Consider the following 21,140-nt stretch of genomic DNA (forward strand, 5'->3'; position numbering starts at 1 on the left):
GGCTTTTAATCATCGTCTCTATGAATTCTTTTTGTAGCGGTTCAGTCCGTAAAAATCGGGCGGACGGATAAGGCGGACCTTCCCGCAGTGAATAGCTCAGACAGAAAAGGCTTAACGCATATGTTCAAATTCCTGAATAAAATTCTTTTTGACCCGAACGACTTCCGCTCGGTGATCGACGCTTGCCGGGAAGGCAACAGCCAGGCGCAGCATATTTTGTTTAAGAAATATTTCGGTTACGCCAAAAGCATCTGCCTGCGCTATACCTATTCACCCGAGGAGGCGGAAGAGGTACTCAATGAGGGTTTTTTGAAAGTGTTTAACAATCTGGATAAATATGATCCCGAGCAACCCTTCAAAGCTTGGCTGAGGACGATCATGGTCAATAATGCGATCAGCTATTTTCGCAGGAATAAAAAGCACTACGCGTCCCGAACCGCATTTGAAGATATTCCCGAACCGGGCCTCGCCGAGGAAGCGGTGTCGCATATTACTGCGGGTGAAATCATGGCGCTCATCCAGACGCTGAAACCAATCTACAAAACGGTTTTTTTCCTGTATGCGGTGGACGGCTACACCCATAAAGAGATTGCCGGAATGCTGGACATCAACGAAGCCACGGTACGTTCGCAATATGCCCGGGCAAGGATGCGTCTCCAGGAACTGATTTCGAGCCATTATCCCGACCTCGCGGATGCCTATGCGCTCCTGTCTTTTTAGGAAGAGATGTTATTTCCCCATCCAGATCTTGAAATCGACGGCGCGCTCGCGGCTGACGATCGTTTCCTTATCCAGGGCCGGGTGCAGCGTGAGTGCCAGTCTGTGATTGTAGTAGGGCTGCATCTGTACCACCGAATGATGGGTCACGATAAGCGCCCTGTTCACGCGGAAAAACCGGGCTGGATCGAGAAACGCTTCCAGTTCATCCATTTTATAGTCCACGACGAACTTCTGCCCTGGTTGGTTTTTAAAGAAGGTAAGCCCATTGTCGATATAAAAATAGGCGATCTCGGACGTCTCGACGGACAACAGCCGGGCGCCCTGTTTTACCAGGAAACGCTTTCGGTACTCGGGTACGGGAGTCTGCAAATGGAGACTTTTCAAAATGGCTTCTAAATAAACCTGCTGAACAGGTGCCGGAGTCGTGTCCCGTTTGCTGGTGAGGTCGTAGAACTTCCGGATACTGCGTTGTAAATCCTCCTGCTGCACGGGTTTCAGCAGGTAGTCGATGCTGTTCACCTTGAAGGCCTGCAATGCATACTCATCATAGGAAGTTGTAAAAATGACCGTGCTCCTGATTTCGATCCGGTTGAAGATTTCGAAGCTCTGTCCGTCAGCGAGTTCGATGTCGAGGAAAATGATATCGGGCTCCGGGTTGCCGTTTTCACGGTTTTCACGGAGCCATTCGACGGTGCCTGCGATGCTGGGCGTAATACCCCGGATCACCAATTCGGGCGCGGTTTCTTCGAGGAGCTTGGTCAGCTTGCGCACGGCCAGTTTTTCGTCTTCAACAATTAGTACATTCATGCATTTGTCGTTTTAAGCGTAATCAGGGGCAGTGTGACTTTAAAAATCTCACCACTATCGTCGATCACAGGCATGCGGTCCGAAAGCAGCTCGTACTTGGCCATGATGTTGGCCAATCCCAGCCGGGTCGATTTAACGGGTGTCGATTTATGGAGACGATTGTTACTGATTTCCAGCAGGTCGTTCCCCAAAGACCGGATCGATACCCGTAACGGGTTGGCTTCGAGAATGCTGTTATGCTTAACAGCGTTCTCGACCAGCAGCTGGAGGGTGAGCGGAGGAATGCATTTGGTGAGATCCGCTTCGCTGATGTCGATATAAAGGTCGAGCCCGATGTCGTATCTGGTGCGCAGCAGATGGAAATAGGACCGGATGAACCGGATTTCCGCCGACAGGGTGGTGAGCTCGTTCTGGTTCGTCTGAAGCAAATAGCGGTAAACTCTTGCCATTTCATCCACAAATTGTTCGGCCCGTTTGGGCTCATCGGCAATCAGTGCCGAAAGGGTGTTCAGGCTATTGAACAAAAAATGCGGGTTGACCTGGCTTTTGAGACTTTGCAGTTGCCCCTGAAGTCCGGCCCTTTTGATAGCCTCTTTATTGACTTTGACCGAATTCCATTTGTTGAGGGAATAATTGATCTCGTACAAGCCCGTGAGCAGGATTACCGCCACAGACTCGAAAAGATACACGTTGATCATCGCATTTCGGTCGAGCTCGGCATGAAATGGTCTGAAATGCATGATAAATACCATGTAGGATGTCACAAAAACGACCGTCAGTCCCCAGAATGCCAGCGCGGTGAGGGCACTCCTTTTTAGAGAGGAATGGAGGGACGGGTATTTTTGTGCAATATAGCGTGCGGCCCAGTCATGCGGGACGAATGCCACAATGGTCATGCAGAGTACCATCAGCGTGCCACCTGTGAAATTGTAAAGGTTTTCGAGGTAGGGTTCTCCGATGAGCAGGTAACTGATAGTAGGCACAAACCAGGGCACGAGCAATGCGAATATCCACCTGCCGAACAGGCTGAGCCATATCCGGTGACCAATTCCGTTGTAGATTAGGGAAGGTATCATGTGAAAATCAGGGGCAATATAATGGCAAAATGCTGATCGTCTTCCTTCACCTGTACGGCTCCGGCATGGTTGAAAAGGAACCTGTATCTGGAAATTAATACCTGAATGTCTGCGGACTCTACCGGCATGCTCAGTAATTTTTGCTGACGGTTGTGCCCGAATTCGAGTTGCCCGGTTTCGGTGGTGGCCACTACGATGTTGAGCGGATGGGAGGGAGAGACCATATTATGATGAATAGCGTGGTCGATCAGTATCTGTAACGTCAGCGGGACCAGCTGCCCGCATTGAAAAACTTCGCGAACCTGTATCCGGATATTGATGCCGTTTTCGAAACGGGTTTCCAGCAGGTAAATGTAGGATTTGATAAAACGTAGCTCCGACTCCAGCGAAACCAGGATGTCTTCCTTGTCAGGACCGTTCACGCTGAGCTGGTAGCGGTATACTTTCGACATCTCATCCACAAACTTTTCCGCTACGGAAGGGGCATCGGCGATCAGTACCGACAATGAATTGAGGCAATTGAAAAGGAAATGCGGGTTAACCTGTTGCTTGACGGCTTCTAGTTCTGTCCGGAGTTGCTTTTCCTGCATCTGTTCCAGCTCGTCCTGGTTGGTGCGCCACTGCCGGAACGTATAGGAGAGCTCCGTGAGGCCTGCGGCGATCAGTGAACCGCTCAGTACAAAAAAGCTGATACGGAGAGCCCGGGGTAAATCGAATTCAGTGCCCTTCAGATGAGTCAGGTCGTAAATATGGAGGGCTATCCAGCAAACGGAGACATTTACAATCCCATATATGGCAAACCAGAATGCAGCCCGGTTGATCGACTGGTTGGTATCCGGAAAAAAACGGGCGGCGTGGGGTGAAAGCCTGTAGTTGATGGCACAGGCGGCGATCAGTACCGCTATGTTGATGGTAGTACCCGTCAGAAATAGTTGCGTATCCCTAAAATACCGCTCCTGCCACAATGCGAAACCCGCCAGCAACGACGCCCCGGAAAGGATCAGGCCATAGGCGGTAAAACTGACGCGTTTACGGTCGATTTTGGCCAGATAATGATCGGGGAGCATATAGTGGAAAAGGGTGGTTTCGATTCCTGCAAAAATAGAATCCCGGCATGCCATTCGGAAACAATGCGGTCGTCAAACGTCGCATTTGCATGGTCAATCGTCGTGATCGGGCCGTTTATCCTGTCACCAGGCCTCAAAAGCCGTCAAATGGCGGCCGAAGCCACTAATCACTTGACCACCCGAAATGTATTGTTCAGGAGGTGAAAGTTACAATTCACCCAGTTTACTATTTCCGTTGGCGTCGGGGCATGCCAAATTTGTATCGCAGCCGGATCAAAACTCCCGGCCACTGTTAGCCATGAAAGTAAGTAATACCATCTCAGATCAATCCATGAAAAACCAATCCGTCCCTTCGACCATGACAAATCCTGTACTGTCCATTCTGCCCGCAGAGGCTGCCGACGAAAAGAGAAACGCTCCCGCGATTACCGTTTACAAGTTCGGAAAAGCATTAACCGTCAAGGCCAGCGACATTACGTGCCTTGAAGGGGTAGGAAACTACACGTTTGTGTACACGCGTCATGAAAGGCACATGGTTTCCAAATGCCTGAAGGAAGTACAGGAAGAACTGAGCAGCGACTTTTTACGCATCCACAAATCTTACAGCGTCAATGCGCGACACATTGCGTCCCGCTGGCCCGACTACATTCATCTAAGCTGCGGGAAAGTGATCCCGATCGCCAGAAGACGGATCCGCGAGACGCATGAAATTCTGGGAAGAATGGCGCTTTCAGCCTAGTAGGCCCATTTTACATAAGCCGAGGCCCAGGTAAAGCCCGCACCGAAGGCTGAAAATATCAGGTTGTCGCCTTTTTTGAGCTGGTTTTCGTAATCCCACAGACAAAGCGGGATAGTTGCCGCCGTGGTATTGCCGTAATGCCCGATATTCATCATCACCTTGTCCATACCGACACCCATCCGGTTAGCCGTCGCCTCGATAATGCGGCGGTTGGCCTGATGCGGTACAAGCCAGGCAATATCGTCATGGCTCAGGTGATTTTTTTCCATGATCTCCGCCGACACATCGGCCATGTTCCTCACCGCCGACTTGAAAACCTGCTGGCCATCCTGGTGCAGGTAATGCATGCGTGCGTCCACAGTTTCATGACTGGCCGGAAAACGGCTGCCCCCTCCCTGCTGAACAAGGTGCGCATACCCCTCGCCGTCGGAACGGATTATTGTGTCGATGACCCCGTTGCCTTCCGTGTTCGGTTCTAATAGGACTGCCCCTGCGCCATCTCCGAAAAGAATGCAGGTGCGGCGGTCGGTATAGTCCATGACGGCCGACATTTTATCGGTCCCTACGATCACGACTTTTTTGTATTTGCCGGTTTCGATGAACTGTGAGCCCAGTTCCAGCGCATAGATGAAGCCGGAGCAGGCCGCATTGACGTCGAAGCTGCCGATTCTGCGAATCCCCGCCATGTCACAGATGAGATTGGCGGTGCTTGGAAAGACAAAGTCAGGGGTAATGGTCGCGCAAATGAGGAGGTCGATTTCACTTGGGTCGGTATTGGTTTTTGCGAGCAGCGCTTTGACAGCTTCGGCACCCATATGGGAGCTGCCCAGCCCCGGCTCTTTCAGGATGCGGCGTTCGCGGATGCCTGTCCTGCTCTGAATCCATTCGTCGCTGGTATCTACGAGTGTCTCCAGTTCCGCGTTGGTGAGAATGTAATCGGGTACATATCCTTCAATGCCTGAAATGGAGGCTTTTACTTCTTTCATATTTTATTTTAATCGGATAAAATTTCGCTGCTTGGCGGGTCTTTTGCCATAAAGAACAAATATGCATCACAAAAGTGCTCATTCCGTCACGTTCGGGCGGATTTTTTGAAAAGATAAAGCGGAGATCTATTGTAAGGCAGAGGAATCGGACGGCAGGCCTTCCGGCATTCAAAGGGTAATCTTCACTTCCACGCGTCGGTTGAGCCGCCGGTTCAGCTCCGAATCGTTGGGAGCGACGGGAAGATAGCCCCCGAAGCCCTTCCCGCGGATACGGCTGGACGAAATACGACGTGCCAGCAGGTACTTTTTCACCTCGTCTACTCGGTCATACGACAGTAACATGTTTTTGTAAGGATCGCCAACGTCATCCGTGTGCCCGGCGAGCTCGATCCGGCAGGTTTCATGCCGAAGGAGGTAGTCGGCCAGGATTTCCAGCTCTTGTTCGCTTTCCGGCAGAATATCCGGGAGGCTTTGGGGAAAATGGAGCACGGTCGTGATGTCGTCATTCAGTATCGGTATGGGGTTGGTCGCATAGGTCGCGTTGTCGTTCGGGGCTTTGGGGGTGAGGTAAAACACTTTTGTAGCATTGAGCAGGCCGGCGGGCACGGATTCGTTTAGCATTTCATAGCCCTTGGCATGGATGGAAATGACAATGGTGTCCCGGGCAGTAACTTTGAACTGATAAATACCATCCTCAAAACGGGGAGCGACAGGCACCCCTGGTCTCTGGCCCACGAGCATGATCGTGGCGCGGACGGGTTTCAGACTGTATTTGTCCAGGACACGGATAGCAACCCGCGGACGCATTGGCTTGCGGCTTACCTGAGAAAACTGTTTCGGGGAATGCTGGCTAAATGCGGAAAATCCGATGGCCAGGACCAAAAAGAAAGCAGCCGCAAAAGTTTTCATTCAGCCAGAGGTCAGGTTTAAATCCGGAAACTTTGATCACAAACGAAAAGGTGCCGAAGGAATTGGCAGCACAGTAAGTTACAAATAAAATGGATTAATTCATTTTTGAATAGAATTTTATGGTTTGCAGGTCGAGTGTTGACCGCTTACCCCCATGTCAACGGGTCCAGGCGCAGATAGAAAAGCAATCTCGCAGGGTCGGGCTTAGCCAGTCCAAGGGTTTCGAACAAAATATCGTGCGCATTCTTTGCCTGCCGGGGATCGTGCCAGGTTTCCCGGGTGTTACCGAGCAGCAGCGCCAGATCCACATAACGGTCCGCCACGCCAAGCAGGCTGAGATCAATGAGTCCGGTGCATTGCAAAGTAACCGGGTCGATCATGATGTTAGGCATGCAGGCGTCTCCATGGCAGACGACCCGGTCACCCGCTTCCTGCACGAGCCGGGCGGGAAGTTCTGTTTCTAATCTGCGGAGTAGCTGAACAGGTGGCGTGTTTTCGTCTTCCGGATCCAGGAACCCGGCATTGACGGCGTTCCGCGAGACAACGTCCGTCGCTTTGTTGAACATTGTCCTGATATCGCGATGAAAGGGACAGTCCCGGGGCGGGAGTGCGTGCAGCATTTTGAATTGCCGGGCTATCGACGGCCAGGCTGCCAGGAGTTGTGCCGACGAGAGCTCGCTGGCAGGTACGCCCGTTACCGGCCGTGTGACGAGGCAGGCTGCTTCATCGGAAACGATCCAATCGACCACTTCGGGGCATTTGATGTTTTGAGAATAAAGCCATTCGCAGCGTTGGCGCTCATCATTCAATGCCGCAGCGCTTTTATCCGAGGAGATTTTTGCGTACGCAGTATCATCGGTTCGGTGGTACACCCGGTCGCCGGACTCGCCACTGTTTACCGGAACCCATTGCACACCCGCAGGAAGAACAGGAAGCAGCGCGGATCCGATTGGGTTTAAATTTTCTGTCATGGCTTATGGTGATATCGTAATGGTGTGGCAATGATGCGAATATTCCGCGAAGCAGAGAATAATGCAACCCCGGGCTACATCATTTTTTGAGATGGACGGATAACAGGAACCGAAATGCGAGGGGAAACCTATGTCAACCGGATTTTTCATAAATTTCAGAATGTCGCCAGCAAGAAATATATGCCGGGGCCGGGATCTTAACTTTCAGCTTTCTCATGAAACACTATTACGAAACGCTCTTCGATTATATTTCGGAAGTACTAACGTTGCCTGAATGCGACCGGGATTCGATCCGGCAATCGTTCAAACCGGTGTTTGTGGCCCGGGATACCATTATTGAGCCCGCAGGGGAGGTTCCCGGATATCACAATTTCATCGTGTCGGGCTTCATGCGGAATTTTCATCTGGATGACGACAACAATGAAATTACCACGGATCTCAATAACGGACCACGGTTTTTTACATCTTACTTCCACTTCATGAACCGTACCGTCTCCAACGAAAACCTGCACTGCATTACCGACTGCGAACTGCTCCGTATCAGCCGGGACGATGTGGACCACACTGCCGGACGCAGCACCACGCAGAAGGATTACACGATTCACATTCTTCAAAGGCATTTGCAGGAAGACAAAAACCGGATCAACGACATGGCGAATCTCACAGCCGAGGCACGCTATGCCAAGTTCGTCCGGGAGAAACCGAATATCGTCCGGAATGTCCCGCTGAAATACATTGCACCCTACCTCGGTATCACGCAGCGGCATCTCAGCAGGCTACGTGGCGAAGCCGGGACTGCATCCACACCGGAATAAGACCGCTCATCCGCATTGGACATTTGTCTAATTACCGGAGCAGCCAGAGGCTTTAAGTTTGGCAGAAACTTTAAAATTTTCTGCTATGGTCGAATATACTGTACCTGCCCGGGCCGTCAAATCCAAGTCTCCCCTAAGAGTGCTTGAAGTGGCCGCCACCGTCTGGCTGGCCGTGACCACCATCGGTCAATGGCTTTTTGGAGGCTACATCATCGCCTTTTATGGCCGGACTACTGCCATGGGAAACTATGCGGAGTGGAATGAAGTACTCCCGCATGGTTATGTGCCCGGCGATTGGAAAGGTAATCTGATTGTAGGAATGCATGTGTTGCTGGCGGCGATCCTGGTAATCGGCGGGCCGTTGCAACTGATCCCGCGGTTACGGTCGCAATTTCCGCACTTTCATCGCTGGCTGGGGCGTATCTACGCTGTAACAGCCGTGATCGTGGCGACGGGAGGACTTGTAATGGTATGGACACGGGGGGCGGTCGGCGACCAGGTGCAGCACATGAGCATCAGCATACAAGCGGTTTATATCATCTGTTCTGCCCTGATCACCGCAAAGTATGCGCTTGGGCGGAGGTTTGATCAACACCGGAAATGGGCGCTGAGGCTGTTCATGGTGGTGAGCGGTGTGTGGTTTTTCAGGATCGGGTTAATGGGCTGGCTGGTACTGCAGGGTGGGCCGGTCGGCTTTGATCCCAAAACTTTTTCCGGACCTTTTCTGACGACGCTCGCCATTCTGACTTATGCGGTGCCGCTTCCGTGGGCCGTCCTGGAAATGTACTTTTATGCGCAAAAGACCCAAAAACAGCCCCTGGTGATAGCAGTGTCGCTGGTGATCCTGATCGCTTCAGTATTGATGACCATCGGCATCGCAGGCGCTACGATGGGCATGTGGCTACCCAGGATCAGGTAATGATAATGCTTCATAGGCATCTGTTTCCTTCCAAAATAAAAAATCTGTATCTGTACCGGTATTTTAAAAACCACGATTTTTGTATCGGATTAATTGCCATCCTGACGGCATCGTAAGGGTGGCACATGCACGGACAGAAATTATGACAGATACGCCAAAGCTTATTGTAGCTGATACAGATGAGGATTTTGAAGCCGGCAAGCGCCTTTTTACAGAATACGCCAACTCCCTGACGATCGACCTGGCCTTTCAGCGCTTTGCGGACGAGCTGCAAATGATCCGCCATCAGTATGGGCTCCCCGCGGGTGCGCTATTGCTGGCTGAGGTGGGTGGGCGAGTGGTCGGCTGTGCAGGCGTGCGGAAGCAGGGGCCGGATATTGCCGAGTTGAAACGGATGTATGTCCAGCCCGGATTCCGTGGCTACAAACTCGGAAAGCTGCTCCTGGAACGGTCGCTGTCCGTCGCCAGGGAACTGGGGTACCAAAAGATCAGGCTCGATACACTCGCTGGTATGACAGGCGCGCGGCGGTTGTATGAAAGTTTCGGTTTCGAAGTAATCCCGGCCTACTATCCCAATCCGCACGAGGATGCGATTTATATGGAAAAGATACTTTGAGATCGCTTAATCGCACAAATGCAATTTCATTCCCTCGTATGAGACCATGAAACCGAGGGAATCATAAAGGCGGAGCGCGTTGTCGGTAAGCGTTTCGGCAATGAAGGGCATATCGGCGCGGTTAGGAATTTCATAGAATTAACTAACTATTTATTAAACTGCCCGAAATGCCACAGGATGCCGGAAGGGTCATGTAAAAAGCATTCACGGCCCCAATCGTAGATCCGGATCGGTGTGAGCCTTGCTCCTTCATAGCGGGCGGGGAGGTCCAACGCCAGCAATTCGTTCCAGTACCTTTCGACGTCGTCTACTTCGAGGAAAATCATTGTATTGTCGATCCAGTCTTTCACATAGGCCTTTTGCAGGTAGAATGCGAGGTCTCCCGTTTTAAACACACACATATCCGGACCCAGTGCTGTTTCTTCAAAACCCAGGTCACGATAAAAGCTGCGGGAGATTTCGTAATCCTGCGCCCCGATAAACGGGCGAAGCGCTTTTGCGTTATGTTGCATGATTATTGACTTGATTTGGGACTAAACTGGCGTATTGCCCCGACAATTTCGCAAAATTTCGGAATTCTTCAACCCGCTTGCAGTCAGGGTCTCAAAAGTGGGATCCCTTGCGGCCTAACGACCTATATTAGTAAACCGACCATACAGGCAGCGATGAACAACGCCTTTCATAAGACAGGAAAGGGCTGGATAGCCGCTCCCCATGTTAATATCAGGAACAGGCTGGGGGAAAGACGCCGCAAGCCGGCGAATAAGGCGGAAGAAGGTTGCCCACACAAATAGGGACGTATGTATGTGGACACATAGAGTAATTCTGAGAACTATTCCCGGAAAACTTTCTCTCGGTGGTTTAATCCCCAATCCTTCATTGCATAAATAATCGGAGTTAAGGTATCAGCGTAAGGTTCTGCTTTATAGCAAATCTTAACAGGGTAATCCTGTATTATTGTTCGACTAATAAGCTTATGCTCTTCAAGTTCTTTGAGCTCTTTGGCCAACACTTTCGGCGTAATGCCAGGAATACTTTCCTGAATGTCGGTAAACCGATCATTCCCAACAGAAATAGAAATGATGATGGGTAATTTCCATTTCCCATTAATCACATCTAGTGTGTCCCTCACAGGCTTTACCGTCTCGAGACAATTACAGTAAACTTTATTCTTTGCCATATCACTTTGCAAAATTTCACTTTCCTTTGGGAAAGTACTATACAAAGGAAAGCGAATAGCTGTAATTTTGCAAAGAATCTATTTTAAAATTGCAGGTATGGAAATCGCCAAACAAATGCTTATTGGCCTTCATCTGGGAAACGGATATGGCTCTCAGCCAGGGTCGTGGCGTATGCCAGGAGTAAATCCCCAAAGCTATACCAGTTTCGACGCCAGAGTAAAACAAGCACAAGCAGCCGAGCGTGGTAAGTTTCAATTTCTGTTTTTACCTGATGGCCCTGGTGCTGTCATGTCTGATGTAGGCACTGAATCACCAAGCTTTAATCTTGATGTGATGATGACCTTGGCTGCTGTGGCACGGGAGACCGAATACATCGGTCTAGTTGCAACAGGATCTACCACATTTAATGAGCCTTTCAATCTGGCCAGACAATTTAAAGCGCTGGATATTATGAGCCACGGCCGAGCTGGCTGGAACGCCATTACATCGAGCGGCGATGATGTTGCTGCAAACTATGGAAGAAAAATACCGTCGAGCCAAGAACGCTATGGACGCGCTCATGAGGCCATACAACTTATCCAGGCACTTTGGGGTAGTTGGGGAAAAGATGCTTGGATACATGACCAGGAAAGCGGCCAGTTTGCTAAGAAAAATAAGATTACCCCCATCGATTTTCAGGGCAAATTTGTCGTATCACGAGGGCCGCTGTACATCCCGCCATCCGAGCAGGGACAGCCTATTATCTTTCACGCTGGCGGCAGCCCCAATGCACACGAGCTGGCCGGACGTTTTGCCAATGCAGTTATTGGAGCGGCCTTTATCATTGAAGATGCACGGGCGCAGCGCAGTGCATTTAGAGAGGCAGCAAAACGTTATGGACGTGACCCGGATGAGATTAAATATATTCCTGGTCTAATGACTACAATTGCTCCGGACAGGCGCACAGCTCTTGATCGAAGGATTCAATTGACGCAGCATTTGTTTCCTCAAAGAGTTCTCTATCTACAACAAATGCTAGGCATACCACTTGATTTTACCCGTTTGAATCAGCCGCTTTCCAAAGCCCAATTAAATGATGCCCGCCCGTCCCGCTATGATCCCCGTTCAACGCATGCCTTGAAGATTGCGAAAGAAGGCTGGAGCCTGCGTGATATATTGGCTCATGGTGTGATAGATTACCACCCTGTAATTGTTGGACCAGGTATTGAAGCTGCCGATCATATGCAGGCCTGGTTTGAAGCAGGTGCCGCCGATGGGTTCTGGATTTCACCCGATGTCAATTTAGATGGTATTGATGCCTTTGTGAATGAAGTAGTCCCAATCTTGCAACAGCGTGGACTCTTTCACCATGAATATGAAGGCAAGACTTTACGCAAACATCTGGGTGCTCCGGATCAGTATGGCATTGACCCTCGCGTTTAAAAATGGAATAAAACAACCAAAACAAAACAAGGACATATAACATGGAAATAGGAATAATAGGATCGGGTAACATCGGTAGTATACTTGCCGGATATTTGACAGCTCTTGGCCATCAGGTCACGATTGCAAACTCGCGCGGACCGGAATCATTAGGCGACATTGCTGCGAAAACCGGCGCAACGCCAGTGAATGCAGTGGAAGCTGCAAAAGTAAAGGATCTTGTCATCATTGCGATTCCCGCTAAGGCAATTGTTGATCTGCCGATTGACGTACTGTCCACTTCGCAAGCAATTATTATCGATTCAGGAAATTACTATCCTTCTCGCGACGGGCAAATTGCCGATATCCAGGCAGGACTGACGGATAGTGAATGGGTTGCTAAGGTGATAAAACATCCGGTAATCAAAGCTTTTAACAATATCGTTGCGCCTAGTTTGGCATCGAAAGCGCTTGTTGCTGGAAGTCCAGAGCGAATTGCGTTATCCGTTGCTGGAAATGATGAGCAGCAAAAGCAAGCTGTTATGAAACTCATTGATGAAATTGGCTTTGACGCCATCGATGGTGGATTGCTTTCCGAGTCATGGAGACAGCAGCCTGGTGAGCCTGCCTATTGCCAGGATCTGGATGAAAACACCCTAAAATCTGCTTTGCAACAAGCCGACATCAACAAACGCGCAGAGAACCTAGCGAAGGCTGATGAAATGGTACGTCAGTATTTTTCAGAATGAAGATCATAAATTAGCCAAAGGCTATACTGTACTTTCAACGCAAGGAGAACATGCTCTCCTTGCTCATTGGCATAACGACGTATGTATGTGGACAAAATATCTCAGTATCTTGCGCAATGAATTGGATCACGCGCGAACGCCCCAAAATAGACCGAATAGCTTGCCCTTGGCTCATCCGGAAATTTATTGACCTGGAAGCCCGGTTTTATTTTGTTCCTTCTGATATGGTGCTACCAAAAGCAAAGGAATTGGACGCCATCCCCTTTGACATACCCGGCGTTGAGCTAACGCATTATGAAGATCGCTGTACGTTTGATTGCTTGATTAAAAAATTTAATGTTCAGGATGACGCAGTAAACGACATGGCTGTCATTGTTCGTGGTGCGGATACCGATGTTCACTCATTGGCATCACAAAGCTCTGGGCTGTGGGCCATTTCAGCTGGCTTGGCATTTAATTTTAATGATGATCATGAATTACTTGAAAAAGGAATGCTGATCTACGACGCCCTTTACAGTTGGGCCAGGTATTTACAAAACCAAAAACATACCCAGAACCCAACCGAAAAGCTGCTGCTAGAAATTTTTAATGCATATATATTGGAAAAAGCGGGACGTGAGAAAGCACCGGATTGGGCCAAACAATTAAAAGAGATTATCCAGGATCAAATCGACACAAATCTAAATCTTAGCCTGAAAGAAGTTGCAGCAGGGCTGGACATGAACCCGGCATATGTGTCCAGGGAATTCTCCAAATATTTCAGTGATATGTCTTTTGGAGAATATATACGTAAACAACGGATCGAGAAAGCCATCGAGTTATTGGGCAGCACTAAAAACAGTCTGGCAGAAATCGCTTACTTAACTGGTTTCTCTGATCAAAGCCACTTCAACCGAATCTTCAAACTACATACCGGGCAAAACCCGTCTACATTCAGAAAATCTTTGCGTAAAAAGTAAACTCCATACAAATCCGTTATTTCCGTTCTATTTTTTGGGAGTTGGGCTGGCTAGTATTGCATGCACAACCACCATCAATTTTTTCAAAAAATGGAAAGCAATAACACCATTTCGAGGCGCGCCTGGCTCGGGGCTACACCTGCTTTGGCCGTAGCAGGGGTTACGGGATTTACACCTCTGAGGGCAATCAGCGCCCCACTGAAAACACCACCGCTTAGCGGCGAAGAAATTTCTGCCATTGAAACAGCAATCGGCAAAAAGGGGACCTACAACGAAGCGCAGGCAGTGCATACAATCGCGTTGCCCAGGAACGATTTAAAGATAGCGATCAACTCGGAAAACGTGCCCATTTCTTTTGGGTTTGGCGGATGGGTTTCAATCAAAAAAACAGTGGATGGAAAATCTGCTGTACTCATGTGTGACACCGTGCTTTTGCAAGAAGAAGTCAATCCGCTAATTTCTTCGGCTCAGGCTGCGGGACTTGAAATCGGTGCAATCCACAACCACTTTTTTTACGAAGAGCCTCGGATTTTTTACATGCATTTACATGGCATGGGAACAGCTGCCGAACTCGCTAAAAAATTTGCGCTTGCTATCAAGGACGCCAAAATTGCCCCTGCTAATCAACCTGTTCAAACACCGGCATCTGGCGGGACTGCAAAAGACCTTTTTGATATTGCCGCTCTTGACAGCATTGTTAAATACACCGGCGTTGTTAACGGCTCTGCCTATAAATATACTGTCGGCCGCCGGGATTTGACCATCATGTCTATGGGTGCGGAAATGACCGCAGCAATCGGGCTAAACTCTTGGGCAAGCTTCGCGGGGACAAAGACCGATGCACATATTGCTGGCGATATCGCTATGCTTGGCCATGAAGTCAATGCTGTTATCAAGATGCTCCGCGCCCATAATCTGGAAGTGGTCGCAGTACATAACCATATGCTTGATGAAAATCCGCGGATGATCTTTCTGCATTACTATGGGAAGGGTGCCGCCGATCACCTTGCCAAAGGTTTCCGTGCAGCCCTTGATGTGTTGGGGAAAGCCGCCCCTGACATTCACTCGAAGCATTAAAAACTGACACGACGAATAAAAATAATGAGGGATGGAAACACCTATATCCAATAAAACGGCACAGTATAGCCTGGCCGAACTGACAAAGTATTTTCTCAAACTAGGCACACTTGGTTTTGGCGGACCCGTTGCACTGATCGGGTATATGCACCGGGACCTGGTAGAGCAGCGCAATTGGATCAGCGAAGAAGAATACCGGGAAGGCCTTGCCCTGGCGCAATTGGCACCTGGGCCACTTGCAGCGCAACTGGGCATTTACTTGGGTTATGTTCATTATGGTGTTTGGGGCGCTACGCTGACGGGACTGAGCTTTGTGTTACCATCCTTTGTCATGGTTGTATTGCTGGGCATGGCCTACAAACTCTATGGCGGCCTGCCCTGGATGCAGTCGGTTTTTTATGGTGTCGGCTCTGCTGTGATCGGCATTATCACGCTCAGCTGTTACAAGTTGACTGTTAAATCTATTAGTAAGCTGGAAAGACATGCCATCAAAAGTCGGTGGTTGCTCTGGTCGTTTTTTCTGGCAATGGCCATTGTCACCGCCTACACGGAAAACGAGCAGGTTTGGCTTTTTATAGTGCTTGGCTTAATTTACATGGTCGTTAAAGCACCCCCTGCCTGGATCAAGAGAAGTGGCACTTCTCTTTCGGTTATTCTTTTGACTGGCACAGGCTTCTGGCAAACGGATGTTGACAAGTTGTGGCAATTGGGAGCGTTTTTTACCGAAGCCGGTGCGTTTGTTTTCGGAAGCGGACTGGCTATCATTCCCTTTTTGCAAGCTGGGGTTGTCAATGAAATGGGCTGGCTTAATGAACAGCAATTCTTGGACTCAGTGGCCGTAGCCATGATTACGCCGGGACCGGTTGTCATTACCGTGGGCTTCATTGGTTTTTTAGTATCCGGGTTTGCCGGGGCGAGTGTGGCAGCGTTAGGTGTTTTTTTGCCCTGTTTCATTTTTACCGTACTCCCTGCCCCATATTTTAAAAAGATATCAAAAAATGAAAGCATCAAAGCATTTGTGGATGGCATTACCGCCGCAGTCGTCGGCGCTTTGGTCGGCTCGGTGTTTGTGATCGCCACTCGCTCAATCGTCGACGGGCCATCAGCATTGATTGCTATTTGCACGGTACTCGCGCTCCTAAACTTCAAAAAGCTGCAAGAACCATACATTATTGTCCTCGCCGCCATCATTGGCTACTGCATCAGAACTTATTTTATATTTAACTACTTCCAATGAAAAGGTATTTGCCACTGCTTTTCATCTTATTCACGGTCCCGTCATTCTCTCAAAAGCAAGTCAATAAACAGAGTGGTGTCTGGTTCGGCTATTTCAACCAAACCAGGCTAACAGATAAATGGGGCATCTGGCTCGATGTCCACGCAAGAAGGACCGACTTTCTCGACCGCTGGTCTGCCCAGCTTATTCGACCCGGCATTACTTACTATGCCAATGATCATTTGCGGTTTACGGCCGGGTACACTTATGCGCGTAGCTATCCAGCCGCCGGCCTGCATACCGTGCGCCCGGAGCATCGTCCGTGGCAACAGGTACTTTGGACGAGCCGCCAAAAGCGTTTGCAAACCCAGCAATGGATACGTCTGGAAGAGCGATTTAACAGGAGAATTGCCAATGACCGCCTCCAAGACGGATATGCTTTCAATTGCCGATTTCGCTATCTTTTGAACCTGATGGTACCTTTGAACCGTGATTTTATCGAACCCAATACAATCTTTTTCGCTTTTAATGACGAAATCCATATTAACGCGGGGAAGCAGATTACCTACAATCTTTTCGATCAGAACCGCTTTTTTGTCGGTTTGGGCTACCAGTTCATATCAGGACTGAACGCGCAGGTGGGTTACATGAACCAGTTTCAGCAGCTACCTTCCGGAAATCATTTCAACAGCAACAATGTACTGCGGGTTTTTGTTTTTCACAATTTAGATCTAAGACCGAAAAAGTAGCGACCGAAGTGTACATAGTTTTGCTATTGGAATAAATCACATGCTTTACTGCGTTGGCCTAAACAATCATTAAATTTATAAGAGCAACACTTTAACCAGCCGCCATGCAAAGAGACTTTACTCCCCAGATCAAATTGATCATCTTTTGCTTTTTCATTTTTGCTGTTCGGTACGCCGCGGGACAGACCGATGGCGTCATCCGAGATCGCGATGGCAACACCTACACGGTGAAACGGATGCCTGACCAGCGGCTCTGGATGACCCAGGATCTCAATATCAAGGTCGACAGCTCCTGGTGTTTTTCCGGTGATGAAGCGAACTGCAAAAAATACGGACGAATGTACACCTACGCGTCGGCAGCGCAGGCCTGCGAAATGCTGGGCGATGGATGGCAACTACCCAGCAGGGCCGAATGGGAAGCGCTGGCAGGGCATTACGGGGGAGCCAGCAATAATTCAAAAGATGGGGGCAAGAGTGCGTATAAGGCCTTGCAGACCGGCGGTACTTCGGGGTTTAATGCTACCCTGGGGGGCAACCGCGAGGCACGGCGTGGAATTTATGCACGACTTAATGCGCACGGATTTTACTGGACTACTACGGAAATCGATGAAAAAACTGCCTGGACGTTCAATTTCGGGGCAGGAGGGAAGGCATTGCACTGTCAGGACGGGGGCGATAAGGAAGAGGCCGTTTCGGTGCGATGTATCAAGGGTGAACATTGACGGGCGCGAAGATGGGGTTTGTCCGGATTACCCCGTTAAAATGTCCGTTTCGCACCGTATGAGTCTGAAATTGAGGGTGTAATTTTGTGTTGTTTAAAAGGAAATAGTAATCAGCAACCAAAATCATCAAGCCATGTCCGCACAAGATTTCAGTACAACTATCCTGGTCGATCAAACGCCGGAGGAAGCATTTCAAGCCGTTACCAACGTCAGAGGGTGGTGGTCAGAAGAGATTAACGGAGATACCGACCGGCTCGACGCTGTATTCAATTACCGCTTTGAGGACGTTCACCACTGCCAGATCAGAATTGCTGAACTGGTCCCTGATGAAAAGGTGGTTTGGTCGGTGCTCGATAACTATTTCAAATTCACGGAAGACGAGAAGGAATGGACCGGAACGAGCATGGTCTTCGAAATTGAAAAAAAAGGAAATCAAACACAGGTAACCCTTACGCACGTAGGGCTCGTGCCGGCGTATGAATGCTACAATATATGTCATGATGCCTGGACGTTCTATATTCAGGACAGCCTTTTCAATCTTATCACAACCGGCAAAGGCAAGCCCAACGCGACCGGCAAACCGCAAACGGAAGACGAAAAGAAAATCACTTCGGATCTGGCCGACTAAGCCGCAGATTTTGGGTTGAGCATTAATCCGGAAGCCAAGACGCACCTTTTTGGATTAAAAGGTGCGTCTTGGCTTCTGAGCAAATCCGGTACACGGTATGGTGGCCCGGATTTTTAGGTATATGCAGGAGAGCTGCGGAATATCCCGTTCGTTTGTCACCATCGCGTAAACTTTTCGTATTCACTCATGGAATTTGAAGTTGTTGTGTCCTTGCTTACCCTCGTTGCCCTGGAAGCTGTTCTGGGTATCGACAATGTTATTTTCATTTCCATTATTGCCGGCAAGCTCCCTGCGGAGCAGCAAAAGAAGGCCCGGCAATACGGGCTCATACTGGCCGGGGTATTGCGTATCGGGCTATTATTGATCATTTCACTCATTATGAAGCTGGACAAAGACCTTTTTGTCATCATGGGAGAGGGCTTTTCGGGAAAAGAACTTGTGCTGTTGGCGGGAGGGTTGTTTTTGCTGTACAAAAGCTCCACGGAGATTTATCACAAAATGGAGGGGGAAGCGGGGGATCAAAGCAAAAATATTAAAGTATCCACATTCGGGCAGGTTATTACCCAGATCCTGATCATGGATATGGTATTTTCAGTTGATTCGATTATCACCGCCATCGGTATGGTGAAAGAGGTATGGGTTATGTACGTCGCAGTGATCGCGACGGTTATACTCATGTTGCTCGCTTCGGAGAAGATCAGCGACTTCGTGAACCGGCATCCGGCGTTCAAAATGCTGGCATTGTCGTTCCTGCTGCTGATCGGGTTCTCATTGGTCAGCGAAGGATTCGGGCTGGAAATTCCGAAAGGCTACATTTATTTTTCGATGGCATTCTCCCTGCTCGTAGATGTGTTTCAGATGCGGGCGAACAAAGGAGCATCCGAGCCGGTAGTCACCCGCGAGCATTATAAGCAGGGAGAAGAAAAGCTGGGTAAACAATAGTATTAAAATGGATAATGCCGCATGCCACCGTCCACAACAGCCACCGAGCCCGTGATGTAACGCGCACGGGGCGATACCAGGAACACGGCCATGTTGGCCATATCCTGAGGCTCACCGAAATCGCCCAGCGGGATCTCTGCCGACGCAAAAGCTTGTCGTTCGGCCGCTGAAAAATAGGGCCGGATATTTTCCGTGTCGATCAGCCCGGGTTGCAGGGTGTTGACCCGTATCCCGTATTTTCCGACTTGTCCGGCCAATTGTTTGGACCAAACGGACATGCTCGCCTTGGCTATTGCCGATACGTTGATGCTACGTAGCTCATAAGTGCTGGTGAGGTTGAGGATGGCACCTTGGCTGCGCCCGATCATATGAGGCAGCAGCAACTGCGTCAGTTGGCGGGGGCGATCAAAGTCGAGTGCCATCGACTCGTCCCAGGGTTCTTCGGGCCCTGTAACGTCGACCGGCCGGCTTTTCCCCGCATTATTCACCAGGATGTCTACATGGCCAAGCGCCGCGATGGCGGCTTCGGCGATCCGTGCGGGCCCATCGGCTACTATGAAATCCTGTACGAGAACAATGGGTTCGGGCGCTCCCAATGCGGTAATTTCGTCTTTGAGGCTGTCCAGCAACTGTTTGTTTCTGGCAGTAGCTAACACTTTGACCCCTTCTGTGGCCAATTCCCTGGCGATTGCCCTGCCGATACCCTGACTTGCTCCCGTCACTACCGCTGTTTTTCCTTTCAAATAAAGATCCATGACTTTGATTAAAATTTGTATCCGAAAATGGTTTTGCGAAACCTGTTGCAAACGTAGCCGGAAGCATTTAATTTTAGCTATAATACAATCAATTGTAGGGTACTAACAAAAGTGTAAGTAATGGCTGCCAGGAAAGAGAATTCCACCTATACAAGCAACGAGAAGGTGATCATCGAATGCGACCTTACTTACGCGGTCAACAAGATCGGTGGTAGGTGGAAGATATTGATAATCAGTAAGCTGGAAAATGGGAAATTGAGGTTCGGGGAGCTGAAAAAGGAATTCCCCTACATCACAGAACGCATGCTCACGCTGCAACTGCGCGCTCTGGAAACCGACGGGCTTGTGAAACGGACGGTTTATGCAGAGGTGCCGCCCCGGGTGGAGTATGAGCTCACCGAAATGGCAAAAGCATTCGGGCCGATATTCAAACAGCTGAGTGAATGGGGCGGCAAGCATCGCATGCTGGCATCGGAGCGTGTCAGGTAGCGATTGTCCCTGAGGATTTGTTCAGGTTGTATGCTTCCGCCAGCTGAACCAGTGCACGACGGTCGGCGACATCCAGCTTTTCGAAGATCCTCCGGCGGAAGGTGTTCACCGATGTATACTGTAACCCCAGCATCTCGCCGATTTGTGTGATGGTATAATCCTGAATAATGTACATCGCCACCTGAAACTCGCGCTGCGTAAGGCGATCGAACGGATTGACGGATTTGCCATTGATTGCGGCGTTCAGGATGATCTCGGAAAGGTCGGCACTCATGTACTTCTTGCCGGAAAGTACGGTATCCACAGCATGGAGGAGCTGTTCCGGAGACGCATATTTTTCAATGTATCCGTGTGCGCCCATTTGCAGAGACCGTTTTCCAAAAGTGGCTGCGTTGTTCATTGAGACGATCAGGACCCTGGTTTCCGGGTGAGAATTACGGATCCAGTGCAGCAGCACACTGGCGTCGGTGTCCGGCATGGATAGGTCCAGGAGCACCAGCTCATAAGTGTTCTTTTTCATCTGCGCCATGACCGAACTGCCATCCCAGGCCTCGTCGATCCGGCATTGGGTAAAATGATTTTTAATGGCCATTTTCAGGCCATAACGTACCAAAGTATGATCATCAGCGATCAGGATCGTTTTCATA

Annotated in this window: 24 protein-coding genes and 1 pseudogene; 15 read left to right on the plus strand and 10 right to left on the minus strand. The window is 49.6% G+C overall.

What is annotated here, in order from left to right:
• Nucleotides 1-120: 120 nt before the first annotated feature.
• Complete coding sequence (locus tag BP71_RS28395) at nt 121-720, plus strand: RNA polymerase sigma factor (protein ID WP_496384969.1); 600 nt, start codon at nt 121-123, stop codon at nt 718-720.
• 9 nt (nt 721-729) lie between these two features.
• Here the strand turns inward: BP71_RS28395 and BP71_RS28400 are convergent, their stop codons facing one another.
• The 3 genes from BP71_RS28400 to BP71_RS28410 are packed head-to-tail and all read right to left on the minus strand — an operon-like array spanning nt 730 to nt 3,670.
• On the minus strand, nt 730-1,527 hold the full coding sequence (locus BP71_RS28400; protein WP_496384970.1) for a LytR/AlgR family response regulator transcription factor: 798 nt from the start codon (nt 1,525-1,527) through the stop codon (nt 730-732).
• A complete protein-coding gene (locus BP71_RS28405; protein WP_496384971.1) occupies nt 1,524-2,603 on the minus strand; it encodes a sensor histidine kinase in 1,080 nt (359 codons plus the stop codon). Before BP71_RS28405 ends, BP71_RS28400 begins: the two co-directional genes overlap by 4 nt.
• Nucleotides 2,600-3,670, minus strand: coding sequence for a sensor histidine kinase (locus BP71_RS28410; protein ID WP_496384972.1), 1,071 nt, complete (start codon nt 3,668-3,670; stop codon nt 2,600-2,602). The genes BP71_RS28405 and BP71_RS28410 overlap by 4 nt, the downstream gene beginning before the upstream one ends.
• 331 nt (nt 3,671-4,001) lie before the next feature.
• On the opposite strand from BP71_RS28410, the gene BP71_RS28415 reads away from it, so the two are divergent.
• The gene (locus BP71_RS28415) at nt 4,002-4,409 is read left to right on the plus strand and encodes a LytR/AlgR family response regulator transcription factor (RefSeq protein WP_496384973.1); all 408 of its coding nucleotides are present in this window, start codon (nt 4,002-4,004) and stop codon (nt 4,407-4,409) included.
• Here the strand turns inward: BP71_RS28415 and BP71_RS28420 are convergent.
• The 3 genes from BP71_RS28420 to BP71_RS28430 all read right to left on the minus strand — a co-directional run bounded on the left by BP71_RS28420 (nt 4,406) and on the right by BP71_RS28430 (nt 7,275).
• A complete protein-coding gene (locus BP71_RS28420; protein ID WP_496384974.1) occupies nt 4,406-5,395 on the minus strand; it encodes a beta-ketoacyl-ACP synthase III in 990 nt (329 codons plus the stop codon). The two genes, BP71_RS28415 and BP71_RS28420, sit on opposite strands and share 4 nt — an antisense overlap.
• 168 nt (nt 5,396-5,563) lie before the next feature.
• Nucleotides 5,564-6,304: an OmpA family protein gene (locus tag BP71_RS28425; protein WP_496384975.1), complete on the minus strand. Its 741-nt coding sequence runs from the start codon at nt 6,302-6,304 to the stop codon at nt 5,564-5,566.
• Nucleotides 6,305-6,450: 146 nt separating this feature from the next.
• On the minus strand, nt 6,451-7,275 hold the full coding sequence (locus tag BP71_RS28430) for an APH(3'') family aminoglycoside O-phosphotransferase (RefSeq protein ID WP_496384976.1): 825 nt from the start codon (nt 7,273-7,275) through the stop codon (nt 6,451-6,453).
• Nucleotides 7,276-7,490: 215 nt separating this feature from the next.
• Between BP71_RS28430 and BP71_RS28435 the strand changes: the two genes are divergently transcribed.
• From BP71_RS28435 to BP71_RS28445, 3 genes are all read left to right on the plus strand, one after another.
• Nucleotides 7,491-8,090: a Crp/Fnr family transcriptional regulator gene (locus BP71_RS28435; protein WP_496384977.1), complete on the plus strand. Its 600-nt coding sequence runs from the start codon at nt 7,491-7,493 to the stop codon at nt 8,088-8,090.
• An 85-nt stretch (nt 8,091-8,175) separates the two neighbouring features.
• On the plus strand, nt 8,176-9,009 hold the full coding sequence (locus BP71_RS28440) for a DUF2306 domain-containing protein (protein WP_496384978.1): 834 nt from the start codon (nt 8,176-8,178) through the stop codon (nt 9,007-9,009).
• Nucleotides 9,010-9,151: 142 nt separating this feature from the next.
• Nucleotides 9,152-9,625, plus strand: a complete 474-nt coding sequence (locus BP71_RS28445; protein ID WP_496384979.1) for a GNAT family N-acetyltransferase — start codon at nt 9,152-9,154, stop codon at nt 9,623-9,625.
• A 146-nt stretch (nt 9,626-9,771) separates the two neighbouring features.
• On the opposite strand, the gene BP71_RS28450 is transcribed toward BP71_RS28445, so the two are convergent.
• Both BP71_RS28450 and BP71_RS28455 read right to left on the minus strand, forming a co-directional pair.
• The gene (locus tag BP71_RS28450) at nt 9,772-10,137 is read right to left on the minus strand and encodes a VOC family protein (RefSeq protein WP_496384980.1); all 366 of its coding nucleotides are present in this window, start codon (nt 10,135-10,137) and stop codon (nt 9,772-9,774) included.
• A 320-nt stretch (nt 10,138-10,457) separates the two neighbouring features.
• Nucleotides 10,458-10,805, minus strand: a complete 348-nt coding sequence (locus BP71_RS28455; protein ID WP_496384981.1) for a winged helix-turn-helix transcriptional regulator — start codon at nt 10,803-10,805, stop codon at nt 10,458-10,460.
• 67 nt (nt 10,806-10,872) lie between these two features.
• Here BP71_RS28455 and BP71_RS28460 point away from each other — a divergent pair, with 67 nt between their 5' ends.
• From BP71_RS28460 to BP71_RS28500, 9 genes and pseudogenes are all read left to right on the plus strand, one after another.
• On the plus strand, nt 10,873-12,228 hold the full coding sequence (locus tag BP71_RS28460) for an NtaA/DmoA family FMN-dependent monooxygenase (protein ID WP_496384982.1): 1,356 nt from the start codon (nt 10,873-10,875) through the stop codon (nt 12,226-12,228).
• A gap of 35 nt (nt 12,229-12,263) precedes the next feature.
• Nucleotides 12,264-12,956, plus strand: a pseudogene (locus tag BP71_RS28465) (NADPH-dependent F420 reductase); the annotation flags it as partial.
• A gap of 116 nt (nt 12,957-13,072) precedes the next feature.
• Entirely contained in the window at nt 13,073-13,915 is an 843-nt protein-coding gene (locus tag BP71_RS28470) for a chromate resistance protein ChrB domain-containing protein (protein WP_496384983.1), read from the plus strand.
• Between the two features lie 90 nt (nt 13,916-14,005).
• A complete protein-coding gene (locus BP71_RS28475) occupies nt 14,006-14,992 on the plus strand; it encodes a DUF1259 domain-containing protein (protein WP_496384984.1) in 987 nt (328 codons plus the stop codon).
• A 31-nt stretch (nt 14,993-15,023) separates the two neighbouring features.
• Nucleotides 15,024-16,229 (plus strand): chromate transporter, encoded by a 1,206-nt coding sequence (locus BP71_RS28480; protein WP_496384985.1) that lies wholly within the window; start codon nt 15,024-15,026, stop codon nt 16,227-16,229.
• Nucleotides 16,226-16,957 carry a DUF2490 domain-containing protein gene (locus BP71_RS28485; protein WP_496384986.1) on the plus strand — a complete coding sequence of 244 codons (732 nt, stop codon included), beginning with the start codon at nt 16,226-16,228 and terminating at the stop codon, nt 16,955-16,957. The genes BP71_RS28480 and BP71_RS28485 overlap by 4 nt, the downstream gene beginning before the upstream one ends.
• Nucleotides 16,958-17,061: 104 nt before the next feature.
• Nucleotides 17,062-17,679: an FISUMP domain-containing protein gene (locus BP71_RS28490; protein WP_496384987.1), complete on the plus strand. Its 618-nt coding sequence runs from the start codon at nt 17,062-17,064 to the stop codon at nt 17,677-17,679.
• 133 nt (nt 17,680-17,812) lie between these two features.
• Nucleotides 17,813-18,307: an SRPBCC family protein gene (locus BP71_RS28495; protein ID WP_496384988.1), complete on the plus strand. Its 495-nt coding sequence runs from the start codon at nt 17,813-17,815 to the stop codon at nt 18,305-18,307.
• A 186-nt stretch (nt 18,308-18,493) separates the two neighbouring features.
• Nucleotides 18,494-19,249: a TerC family protein gene (locus tag BP71_RS28500; protein WP_496384989.1), complete on the plus strand. Its 756-nt coding sequence runs from the start codon at nt 18,494-18,496 to the stop codon at nt 19,247-19,249.
• Nucleotides 19,250-19,251: 2 nt separating this feature from the next.
• On the opposite strand, the gene BP71_RS28505 is transcribed toward BP71_RS28500, so the two are convergent.
• Entirely contained in the window at nt 19,252-20,004 is a 753-nt protein-coding gene (locus BP71_RS28505) for an SDR family NAD(P)-dependent oxidoreductase (RefSeq protein WP_496384990.1), read from the minus strand.
• Between the two features lie 120 nt (nt 20,005-20,124).
• Here BP71_RS28505 and BP71_RS28510 point away from each other — a divergent pair, with 120 nt between their 5' ends.
• The gene (locus tag BP71_RS28510) at nt 20,125-20,493 is read left to right on the plus strand and encodes a winged helix-turn-helix transcriptional regulator (RefSeq protein ID WP_496384991.1); all 369 of its coding nucleotides are present in this window, start codon (nt 20,125-20,127) and stop codon (nt 20,491-20,493) included.
• Here the strand turns inward: BP71_RS28510 and BP71_RS28515 are convergent.
• Nucleotides 20,486-21,139, minus strand: a complete 654-nt coding sequence (locus BP71_RS28515) for a response regulator (protein WP_496384992.1) — start codon at nt 21,137-21,139, stop codon at nt 20,486-20,488. The genes BP71_RS28510 and BP71_RS28515 overlap by 8 nt on opposite strands.
• Between the last annotated feature and the right edge of the window lies 1 nt (nt 21,140).

The sequence above is a fragment of the Dyadobacter ginsengisoli DSM 21015 genome (assembly GCF_059568735.1).

What these genes read in the sequence shown, in the direction of transcription:
- BP71_RS28415 (WP_496384973.1), top strand. Translation starts at nt 4,002, where the DNA reads ATGAAAAACCAATCCGTCCCTTCGACCATGACAAATCCTGTACTGTCC.
- BP71_RS28410 (WP_496384972.1), bottom strand. Translation starts at nt 3,670, where the DNA reads ATGCTCCCCGATCATTATCTGGCCAAAATCGACCGTAAACGCGTCAGT.
- BP71_RS28395 (WP_496384969.1), top strand. Translation starts at nt 121, where the DNA reads ATGTTCAAATTCCTGAATAAAATTCTTTTTGACCCGAACGACTTCCGC.
- BP71_RS28450 (WP_496384980.1), bottom strand. Translation starts at nt 10,137, where the DNA reads ATGCAACATAACGCAAAAGCGCTTCGCCCGTTTATCGGGGCGCAGGAT.
- BP71_RS28405 (WP_496384971.1), bottom strand. Translation starts at nt 2,603, where the DNA reads ATGATACCTTCCCTAATCTACAACGGAATTGGTCACCGGATATGGCTC.
- BP71_RS28485 (WP_496384986.1), top strand. Translation starts at nt 16,226, where the DNA reads ATGAAAAGGTATTTGCCACTGCTTTTCATCTTATTCACGGTCCCGTCA.
- BP71_RS28470 (WP_496384983.1), top strand. Translation starts at nt 13,073, where the DNA reads ATGAATTGGATCACGCGCGAACGCCCCAAAATAGACCGAATAGCTTGC.
- BP71_RS28480 (WP_496384985.1), top strand. Translation starts at nt 15,024, where the DNA reads ATGGAAACACCTATATCCAATAAAACGGCACAGTATAGCCTGGCCGAA.
- BP71_RS28400 (WP_496384970.1), bottom strand. Translation starts at nt 1,527, where the DNA reads ATGAATGTACTAATTGTTGAAGACGAAAAACTGGCCGTGCGCAAGCTG.
- BP71_RS28500 (WP_496384989.1), top strand. Translation starts at nt 18,494, where the DNA reads ATGGAATTTGAAGTTGTTGTGTCCTTGCTTACCCTCGTTGCCCTGGAA.
- BP71_RS28420 (WP_496384974.1), bottom strand. Translation starts at nt 5,395, where the DNA reads ATGAAAGAAGTAAAAGCCTCCATTTCAGGCATTGAAGGATATGTACCC.
- BP71_RS28435 (WP_496384977.1), top strand. Translation starts at nt 7,491, where the DNA reads ATGAAACACTATTACGAAACGCTCTTCGATTATATTTCGGAAGTACTA.
- BP71_RS28455 (WP_496384981.1), bottom strand. Translation starts at nt 10,805, where the DNA reads ATGGCAAAGAATAAAGTTTACTGTAATTGTCTCGAGACGGTAAAGCCT.
- BP71_RS28490 (WP_496384987.1), top strand. Translation starts at nt 17,062, where the DNA reads ATGCAAAGAGACTTTACTCCCCAGATCAAATTGATCATCTTTTGCTTT.
- BP71_RS28475 (WP_496384984.1), top strand. Translation starts at nt 14,006, where the DNA reads ATGGAAAGCAATAACACCATTTCGAGGCGCGCCTGGCTCGGGGCTACA.
- BP71_RS28495 (WP_496384988.1), top strand. Translation starts at nt 17,813, where the DNA reads ATGTCCGCACAAGATTTCAGTACAACTATCCTGGTCGATCAAACGCCG.
- BP71_RS28515 (WP_496384992.1), bottom strand. Translation starts at nt 21,139, where the DNA reads ATGAAAACGATCCTGATCGCTGATGATCATACTTTGGTACGTTATGGC.
- BP71_RS28445 (WP_496384979.1), top strand. Translation starts at nt 9,152, where the DNA reads ATGACAGATACGCCAAAGCTTATTGTAGCTGATACAGATGAGGATTTT.
- BP71_RS28510 (WP_496384991.1), top strand. Translation starts at nt 20,125, where the DNA reads ATGGCTGCCAGGAAAGAGAATTCCACCTATACAAGCAACGAGAAGGTG.
- BP71_RS28440 (WP_496384978.1), top strand. Translation starts at nt 8,176, where the DNA reads ATGGTCGAATATACTGTACCTGCCCGGGCCGTCAAATCCAAGTCTCCC.
- BP71_RS28430 (WP_496384976.1), bottom strand. Translation starts at nt 7,275, where the DNA reads ATGACAGAAAATTTAAACCCAATCGGATCCGCGCTGCTTCCTGTTCTT.
- BP71_RS28425 (WP_496384975.1), bottom strand. Translation starts at nt 6,304, where the DNA reads ATGAAAACTTTTGCGGCTGCTTTCTTTTTGGTCCTGGCCATCGGATTT.
- BP71_RS28505 (WP_496384990.1), bottom strand. Translation starts at nt 20,004, where the DNA reads ATGGATCTTTATTTGAAAGGAAAAACAGCGGTAGTGACGGGAGCAAGT.